7 protein-coding genes are annotated in these 9,126 nt (G+C 69.2%); 2 read left to right on the top strand and 5 right to left on the bottom strand.

Annotated features, from left to right (window positions below; all coding sequences use genetic code 11):
* Nucleotides 1–44: 44 nt before the first annotated feature.
* A complete protein-coding gene (gene ilvD / locus QRO93_RS15745; RefSeq protein ID WP_180879464.1) occupies nt 45–1,883 on the bottom strand; it encodes a dihydroxy-acid dehydratase in 1,839 nt (612 codons plus the stop codon).
* Between the two features lie 472 nt (nt 1,884–2,355).
* Here ilvD and QRO93_RS15740 point away from each other — a divergent pair, with 472 nt between their 5' ends.
* Entirely contained in the window at nt 2,356–2,928 is a 573-nt protein-coding gene (locus tag QRO93_RS15740) for a DUF1190 domain-containing protein (protein WP_180879466.1), read from the top strand.
* 7 nt (nt 2,929–2,935) lie between these two features.
* Nucleotides 2,936–4,114: a glutathionylspermidine synthase family protein gene (locus tag QRO93_RS15735; protein ID WP_053451095.1), complete on the top strand. Its 1,179-nt coding sequence runs from the start codon at nt 2,936–2,938 to the stop codon at nt 4,112–4,114.
* A 206-nt stretch (nt 4,115–4,320) separates the two neighbouring features.
* Here QRO93_RS15735 and QRO93_RS15730 read toward each other — a convergent pair whose 3' ends face one another.
* The 4 genes from QRO93_RS15730 to QRO93_RS15715 form a co-directional block, all read right to left on the bottom strand.
* Entirely contained in the window at nt 4,321–5,619 is a 1,299-nt protein-coding gene (locus QRO93_RS15730) for a DUF58 domain-containing protein (RefSeq protein WP_180879468.1), read from the bottom strand.
* Nucleotides 5,616–6,602: a MoxR family ATPase gene (locus QRO93_RS15725; RefSeq protein ID WP_005411535.1), complete on the bottom strand. Its 987-nt coding sequence runs from the start codon at nt 6,600–6,602 to the stop codon at nt 5,616–5,618. The genes QRO93_RS15730 and QRO93_RS15725 overlap by 4 nt, the downstream gene beginning before the upstream one ends.
* Entirely contained in the window at nt 6,599–7,783 is a 1,185-nt protein-coding gene (locus tag QRO93_RS15720; RefSeq protein WP_180879470.1) for a DUF4350 domain-containing protein, read from the bottom strand. The genes QRO93_RS15725 and QRO93_RS15720 overlap by 4 nt, the downstream gene beginning before the upstream one ends.
* On the bottom strand, nt 7,780–9,126 hold a 1,347-nt coding region (locus QRO93_RS15715), incomplete at its 5' end, for a DUF4129 domain-containing protein (RefSeq protein ID WP_285304279.1). The genes QRO93_RS15715 and QRO93_RS15720, both read right to left, overlap by 4 nt.

Genomic DNA, 9,126 nt, shown 5'->3' with positions numbered 1-9,126 from the left:
CACGCGGCAGATGCCGGCCAGCGGCCGGCACTACCACACAGAGGTCAATCGCCGAGCAGGGCGGTGTTGCGCACGGCGCCCTTGTCGGCGCTGGTGGCGAGCAGGGCGTAGGCCTTCAACGCGCTGGTGACCTTGCGCGGGCGCGGCGCGCGTGGCTTCCAGCCACGCGCGTCGGCGTCGGTGCGGCGCTGGGCCAGGGTGGCGTCATCCAGCAGCAGATCGATGCGACGGGCCGGGATGTTGATGCGGATGCGGTCGCCGTCTTCGACCAGGCCGATGACCCCGCCGCTGGCCGCTTCCGGCGAGACGTGGCCGATCGACAGGCCCGAGGTGCCACCGGAGAAGCGCCCATCGGTCAGCAGTGCGCACTGCTTGCCCAGCCCCTTCGACTTCAGGTAACTGGTCGGATACAGCATCTCCTGCATGCCCGGGCCACCCTTCGGGCCTTCGTAGCGGATCACCACCACCTCGCCCGGCTGCACTTCGTCGGCGAGGATGCCGGCGACGGCAGCGTCCTGGCTTTCGTAGACGCGTGCCGGGCCCTCGAACACGTGGATCGACTCATCCACGCCGGCGGTCTTCACCACGCAGCCATCCACGGCCAGGTTGCCGCGCAGCACGGCCAGCCCGCCTTCCAGCGAATAGGCGTGCTGCAGCGAGCGGATGCAGCCCTCGGCGCGGTCCACGTCCAGCGTCGGCCAGCGCGTGGCCTGGCTGAAGGCCTCCTGGGTAGGAATGCCGGCCGGGCCGGCCTTGAAGAAGGTATGCAGGGTGTCGTTGTCGCTGCGCACCACGTCCCAGCGCTCCAGCGCGTCGGCGAGGCTGGCGCTGTGCACGGTCGGCACGCCGGTATCGAGCAGGCCCGCGCGGTCCAGTTCACCGAGGATGCCGAACACGCCGCCGGCGCGGTGCACGTCCTCGATGTGGTACTTCGGCGTGTTGGGTGCCACCTTGCACAGCTGCGGTACGCGCCGCGACAAGGCATCGATATGGGTCAGGTCGAAGTCGACCTCCGCTTCCTGCGCAGCGGCCAGCAGGTGCAGGATGGTGTTGGTCGATCCGCCCATGGCGATGTCCAGGGTCATCGCATTGGCGAACGCGGCCTGGGTGGCGATGCCGCGCGGCAGCGCGCTCGGGTCTTCGCCGCCATACCAGCGGTGGCAGAGTTCGACGATCAGGCGGCCGGCGCGGCGGAACAGCGCCTCGCGGTCGGCGTGGGTGGCCAGGGTGGTGCCGTTGCCGGGCAGCGACAGGCCCAACGCTTCGGTCAGGCAGTTCATCGAGTTGGCGGTGAACATGCCCGAGCACGAACCACAGGTGGGGCAGGCACTGCGCTCGAAGGCCGCCACCTTCTCGTCGGAGGCGCTGTCATCGGCGGCCACCACCATCGCGTCGACCAGGTCCAGCTTGTGCTCGGACAGCTTGGTCTTGCCCGCTTCCATCGGCCCACCGGAGACGAACACCACCGGGATGTTCAGGCGCAGTGCGGCCATCAGCATGCCGGGAGTGATCTTGTCGCAGTTGCTGATGCACACCAGCGCGTCGGCGCAGTGCGCGTTGACCATGTACTCCACGGCGTCGGCGATGATCTCGCGGCTGGGCAGCGAGTACAGCATGCCGTCGTGGCCCATCGCGATGCCGTCGTCCACGGCGATGGTGTTGAATTCCTTGGCGACACCGCCAACCTGCTCGATCTCGCGCGCGACCAGCTGGCCGAGGTCCTTCAGGTGCACGTGGCCGGGCACGAACTGGGTGAAGGAGTTGGCGATGGCGATGATCGGCTTGTGGAAGTCGCCGTCCTTCATGCCGGTGGCACGCCACAGGGCGCGGGCGCCGGCCATGTTGCGGCCGGCGGTGGAGGTGCGGGAGCGGTATTCAGGCATGGCTGGCGGAACGGGCGGGCCGTACAACGTGGGGGTCGCCCGATCATGGACAATTTTTTCGGTTGCTGCTGCAACCACCGGGGAGGGAGAGTGGCAGGGCTGCGCCCTGCACCCGCCGAAGCGGTAGTGCCGGCCGCTGGCCGGCAACCTCAACCTCAACGTCAAAAGCTGGCTTCGTGTGGGATGGCGGGGTGGGTCCGGTGGCAGGGGACGCCGTGAACCCGTCCATGGGGGCTTGGTCGCCGCATCCATGCGGCTCACACCCCTGCCACCGGACCCACCCCGCCTTCGACGGTTTCCTGCGGCTGTTGGTAGGTGTCGACCTTGGTCGACACGGTAGATCCACGCCATGCGTGGATGATGGGGAACGACGAAAATGAAAGTCCGTTCATCTTTCGGACTTTGCCGATTCCGGTTGTTGGCCAGGATTTGGCATCATTGGGGCATTGATCCGTCGACAGGGCATGAGGCCATGAAACGTTCCCGCACCACCGCGCTGCTGCTGATGAGCGCCGCGCCGCTGCTGTTCACCGCCTGCCAGAAGGAGCCGGAGGTGAAGGTGCAGGAAGGCCTGTATACCTCGGTGGAGGCCTGCACCGAGGCCACCGGCGATCCATCCTCGTGCCGCAACGCCTTCGCCGAAGCGCAGAAGCAGGCCGCCGATGCGGCGCCGAAGTACGCCAGCAAGGAAGCCTGCGAGAAGGACTACAAGCCGGAACAGTGCGTGCAGCAGCACACTTCGGCGGGTACCTCGTTCATCGGCCCGATGATGATGGGCTTCTTCATGTCGCAGATGCTGAGCAACCGCGGCGGCCTGCCCCCGCAGGCGCCGGCGGCGTCGCCGGCCTACCAGGACAAGAGCGCTGGTTGGGCGCGCCCGGCCCCGGGCGGTAGCGGTGGCCTGAACACCGCCAGTGGCATCGGCGCGGGCAAGGCCGGCCTGGCCCCGGTCACCAGCGAACCGAACCGTGCGGTCACTGCCAGCCGTGGTGGCTTCGGCAACACCAGCGCGCGCCGCAGCACCAGCGGCAGCTACGGCGGCTGATCGACCCATGCAGCGCATCCGGATTGCCGAGCGTGCCCAGTGGCGGGCACGCGCGGAAGAGGCGGGTTTCCGCTTCCACACCATCGATGGCCAGCCGTACTGGGATGAAAGCGCGTACTACGCCTTCACCCTGCGCCAGATCGAACAGGACATCGAAGACCCCAGCGCCGAGCTGCACCAGATGGCGCTGGACCTGGTCGGCGATGTCATCGCCAGCGAGCGATTGATGGACCAGCTGGCGATTCCGTCGCACTACCGCGACTGGATCGCCGACAGCTGGCGCCAGCGCCAGCCGCATCTGTACGGGCGCCTGGACCTGGCCTACGACGGCACCGGTCCGGCCAAGCTGTACGAACTGAACTACGACACGCCGACCTCGCTGTTCGAGGCCAGCTTCTTCCAGTGGCAGTGGCTGGAAGACCAGCGCAACGCCGGTCGCCTGCCGCAGCACGCCGACCAGTTCAACGCCATCCACGAGGCGCTGGTCGAGCGCTTCGGCGAACTGGCCGCGCAGCTGCCACCGCCGTTGTACTTCAGCGCCGTGGGCAGCTCGGATGAAGACCGCGGCACTGTCGACTATCTGCGTGATTGCGCCTCGCAGGCCGGCCTGCATGGCCAGGCCATCGCCATCGAGGATATTGGCCTGTCCGAAGATGGCCGCTTCACCGCGCTGGACGATTCAGTGATCGGCACGCTGTTCAAGCTGTACCCGCTGGAGGACCTGATGGCCGAGGAATTCGGCCGCGCGTTGCCCGGCTCGGGCGTGCAGCTGCTGGAACCGGCGTGGAAGGCGGTGCTGAGCAACAAGGGCATCCTGCCGTTGCTGTGGCAGCGCAATGTCGGTCATCCGAACCTGCTGGAAGCACACTTCGATGACGGCAGCACGCTGGCCTCGGGCTGGGTGCGCAAGCCACTGTTCTCGCGCGAAGGCGCCAACATCGAGATGCACCTGGCCGACGGCAGCACGCAGCGCAGTGACGGTCCCTACGACGGCCCGGCGATCATCCAGCGCGCGCATCCGCTCACCCGTTTCGAAGGCGGTTACCCGCTGATCGGCAGTTGGGTGGTCGGCGATCACGCCTGCGGCATCGGCATCCGCGAGGACGACAGCGCGATCACCCGCGACAGTGCGCGCTTCGTGCCGCACGCGATCGTGGACGAGGCGCCGACGCGGATCTACGTCTGATGGGGGTGCGGCCCACAGGGCCGTCGTGCCAACCAAGGTTGGCACCCACCGGGGCGATGTGCCGGTAGTGCCGGCCGCGGGCCGGCAACCGCTGTGGGTAGAGGCCGACCTTGGTCGGCGCTGTGGCATTGGTGCCAACCAAGGTTGGCACCCACCAAAGCGATGTGCCGGTAGTGCCGGCCGCTGGCCGGCAGCCGCTGTGGGTATCAGAGCAACCCTTCGCGCTTCACCGCCAGGTAGCGCTCCACCAGCGCAGCGGGCAGCGCGTCGGCGGTCACGTCCAGCACCATCACCTTCTCGCTGCGCAGCGCTTCGTGTGCCTTCGCGCGCTGCTGCAGGTACAACGCAGCGGCGCCAGCCTGGGCGGCGTCCTCCAGCGTCTGCACCTCGTCCTCCAGCGCAGCGTCCAGCTCGCGCTCGCGCAGGCTGGCCACGCACACCAGGTGGCGTTGCTGCAGCAGGCGAACGGCTGCCAGCAGGTCCTCGATGTCCTCGTCGCGCACGTTGCTGACCAGCATCACCAGGGCGCGCCGACGCTGGCGCAGTGATACCTCGGTGGCGGCAGCCAGGTAGTCGGTGGCCACCGCGCGCGGCTGCAGGTCGTAGCTGGCGCGCAGCAGGTGCTCGACCGTGCCCATCCCGCGCTGCGGCGCCACCCAGCGGCGCTCGCCACCAGCGGCGAATAGGCCGGCGGCGTCGCCCTGGCGCAGGGCCAGGTAGGCCACCACCAGCGAGGCGTTCAATGCATGGTCGAAGTGCGAGAGCCCGCCTTCGCTGGCCAGCATGCGCCGGCCACTGTCGAGCATCAGCAGCAGCTGCTGGTTCTTTTCGTCCTGGTATTCGCGCGAGATCAACTTGCGCGCACGCGCCGTGGCCTTCCAGTCGAGCTGGCGCAGGCTGTCACCGACGCGGTACTCGCGCATCTGGTGGAAGTCGGTGCCTTCACCGCGGCGGCGTTTGACGTGCGCGCCGACCAGCCGCGAGGCCTGGTCGGCACTGAACAGGGCGAAGCGGGTGAGCGGCACGAAGTTCGGATAGACGCGCACGTCCAGCGCGGGCGGCAGCGTGCGCTGCTGCCACCACAGCCGCCAGGGCGAACGCATGCGCAGGTGCACGCCTTCGAAGCGGAAGAGCCCGCGCTGCAGCGGTTGCAGGTGGTAGTGCAGGGTGGAGGCGCTGCCGGCCCGCAGCTGCACACGTTGTGGCAGCGATTCCAGCGGCCAGCCACCGGGCACCAGGTCGAACACCTGCACCGTCATCGATGCGTCCGCATGCAACCGCAGTGCGGCGCCGCGACGTACGCCCAGCGCCAGCGCCTCGGGCAGCTCGCGCTGCACCTGCGGCGAAGGTCGTCGCGCCTGCCGCCACAGGTCCCACAGCGCCGGCAGGGCGATGGCCAGTGCGGCCAGCGCCCAGCCCCCGCGCGGCAGCAGGCCGACCAGCACCAGGCCGCCCAGCACGGCCCAGGCCAGCAGCAGCACCAGCAGCAGCGGGGACGGCCTCATCGGCGCGGTGCTTCCACCTTGGCCAGCAGTGCACCCAGCACATCGTCGGCGTCCTGGCCTTCGATCTGCAGTTCCGGGGCCAGCGCGATGCGGTGTCGCAGCGCCGGGCGAGCAATGTCGCGCACATCATCCGGAGTGACGAAATCACGACCGGCCAGCACCGCCTGCGCGCGAGACGCACGTACCAGTGCGATGCTGCCGCGCGGCCCGGCACCGACGGCGATCCCCGGCCACTGCCGGGTGGCCGCCACGATCCGCACCGCATAATCGATCACTTCATCATCGACGGTGATCGCGGCAGTGGCGCGCTGCAGTTCCAGCAACTCGCCGGCACCAAGTACGCGCGGCACCTGGCTCAGGTCGAAATCGCTGGCGGCGCGGCCGCTGGTGATCGCAGTCACCATGCGCTTCTCGTCTTCCAGCTGCGGGTAGTCGATCAGCACCTTCAACAGGAAGCGGTCCAGCTGTGCTTCCGGCAGCGGATAGGTCCCTTCCTGCTCCAGCGGGTTCTGCGTGGCCAACGCCATGAACGGCGGCGCCAGGGTGAACGCCTTGCCTTCGATGGTCACCTGGCCTTCCTGCATCACTTCCAGCAGCGCCGACTGGGTCTTGGCCGGTGCGCGGTTGATCTCATCGGCCAGCAGCAGGTTGGTGAACACCGGGCCGCGGCGGATCTTGAAGCTCTCGCTCTTCGGGTCGTACACCGCGTGGCCGCTGACGTCGCTGGGCATCAGGTCGGGGGTGAACTGCACGCGGCCGTAATCCAGTTCCAGGGCCTGTGCCAGCGCACGCACCAGCAGGGTCTTGCCCAGCCCGGGGACGCCCTCGATCAGTACATGGCCACCGGCAAGCAGCGCCACCAGGATCTGGTCCAGCACATCGGCCTGGCCGATGAAGGCATGGCCAACGGCATCGCGGATGGCATCGACGCGTTCGATCAGGCGGGCGTTGGCGGCCGCCGGCAGCTCGGGCACTTCGGTCATAGCAGGGATCTCATCTGGAGCAGCAAGCGGATGCGCTCGCGCAGGGCGGAGGAATCGTGCGGCGGTGGGGGTGTGAGCGCGCTGGCGACGTGGCCCTGCGGCCACTTCAGCAGCTCGGCGATGGCCTGCTCGCGCGGTGCGCCATCGAGTGCGGCGGCGACCGGCGCGCGCAGGCGCAGGCGGTGCAGGAACAGGGCGAGCACGGCGTCGTACAGGCGCGCGCCGTGGCCGAAGCGCAGCAGCAGTTCGCCGCTGGCACGCACATGCTCCAGCAGCGAGCGGCGTTCCAGCAGCGGAGACGGCTGCAGGCTGCCGAAGCGCTGCGAGCGGCCCCACAGCCAACCCAGCAGGGCCAGCAGCAGCGGCACCCACAGCGGCCAGCCATGGTAGAACAGGCGTGCCCACAGCGACGGCGGGCGTCCGGCGTAGACCAGCCAGACCGCACCCCTGCCGTAGTTCGGATCGAGCAGATAGCGGGTCAGGTCGCGGTGGGCCGGATCGTGCAGGCCATCGCTGGGCCTGCCCGCAGCGGCGCCCAGCCGTGCGGCGGGTGTGTCGACCTCGCCACGCATGAACTCCATGTCGGCCAGTACGCTCACCTTGCCCTGGCCATGGCGCAGGCGCGCGAACACCAGGTCGCGGTCACCGCCCCAGCGGCGTTCGGCCTGTGTGCGCGCGGCAAACCCGAGCGTGAAGCGGCGGCCTCCACAGAACTCGCTGTGACCGCTGTCGTCGTCGATATGGAACGGCTGGCAGTCGCTGCGCTGGAACAGGCTGTCCACCCCCAACTGGTCCAGCAAGGGTCCCTGCGTGCTGCCGGTATCGTCCTCCGCCGGGGGCGGTGTGCGCACCAGCAGGTGCCCGCCGCGGTCGACCCAGTCCAGCAGCGGTTTCACGCTCGGTGCCGGCAGTTCGCTGCTGTCCTGCAGCAGCACCACCGTGTCGTGCGGCCCCAGCGTCATCTGCTGCAGGTCCAGCCGTGGTCGTGAATGCACCTCGATGCCGTCGGCGCGCAGGGCCTGGCCGAGCACGTACAGCGGGTTGTAACTGGCCTCGCCCTGCGGCGGCAGGGTGAGCGTCTCGGTCACCCGTTCGTGCGTGCGCAGGTAGAGGATTGTCAGTGGCACGCCGATCAGCACCAGCAGGCCCAGCAGCAACGACCAGAACAGGCGCGGGCTCATGCCTGCCATCCGTACTGCTGGCGCAGCGTGTCGGCCAGCGCGTCGAAGTCGCTGCGGCTGGGCAGGCGGCCACCATAGGCGGCGTACTGCCACATGCGCACGATGCGCGCGAACAGGTCACGGTCGGCGGCCTCCGGCATGCGCCGTGAGGCACGCAGGCACTGCGCCTCGGTGGCGCCGGGGGGCAGCGCGATGCCGCTGCGCTCGCCAACGGTGCGTACGCTGGCGCGGTAGAGCAGGGCCAGCGCCTGCCGTGGCCGGCCCTGGTCCCATAGCAGGCCGGCCTGGGTGGCCACGTCCGGCGGCAGCACCGCGGGCAGTTCCACCGCCTCTTCAACCACCGGCGGCGCGGTACCGGCCTTGCGCCGGCCACTGCCACGCAGCCAGGGCAGCCACATCCGCGCGGTCAGCAGCAGCACCAGCAACAGGATGCCCAGCAGGCCCCACAGGCCCCACTCGGCCAGTCGCGCCAGCCAGGCGATGCCGTCCTTGCGTGCCTTGCGCTCGGCCTTGTTGCCGCTGTCGCCTTGCAGCTGCTTGTCTTCCTTCTTCTTTTCCTCGGCCTGCTCGATCGGCTTCCAGTGCGTGACCTGTCGGGTCGGGTGCTGCAGCGGGTCTTCGTAGGCACGGTTCACCGCCTGGCGGAAACCGGCGGTATCCACCGGTGTGTCGCCGAAGATCATTGCCGGCGTGTTGGCGGGGTCGTTTGCGGCGGTGGCCGGTTCCTCCGCGCTGTCTTCGTCCTCGCCGGCATTGTCGGCGTCGTCGGTGATCGACGGCGCGTCCTGCGCGTCCTGCGCGTGCACCGGTGCGCAGGCCAGTGGCAGCGCCAGGCACAGCAGCAGGGCCAGTGTCGACGCCGCCGGCAGCAGGCGATCGCGCAGGCGGCGCAGGGCGATTTCCACATCCCAGGCTTCCATCTGCGTACGCCGGTTCAAGTACAGGCCGAAGCCGGCACCGACGAAGAACGGACCGATCACTACAGAGGCCAGCCAGCACGCCAGGTTGAAGCCGAAGCGTGCCCACGCCGGCGTGTCCCGGCCGATCATGTCCCAGGCCGCACGCCACGATTCGGACATCAGGTCCAGCGGCATGAACATGAACACCGCACCGATCGCACCGGACACCAGCACCGCTTCGAATGACAGGCAGGTCACCGTCAGCACCGTCGCTGCACCTGCGGCGCCGGCCGCGACCGCGCGACGGCGCGGGCCGCGCTGGTCCGGTGCGTTGCCTTCCAGCAGGTTCACCGGCAGGCACAGGCTGCGCAGCACGCTGAAGCGGCGCCAGCCCAGGTAGCCCCAGAAGCCGGTACCGCCCCAGTGGCGGGGGGGGGGGCGGGC

Source organism: Stenotrophomonas maltophilia group sp. Smal17, assembly GCF_030237045.1.
Classification (GTDB): Bacteria; Pseudomonadota; Gammaproteobacteria; order Xanthomonadales; family Xanthomonadaceae; genus Stenotrophomonas; species Stenotrophomonas forensis.
The sequence above is the reverse complement of the archived record's forward strand: the minus strand, read 5'-3'. Positions and strand labels throughout refer to the sequence as shown.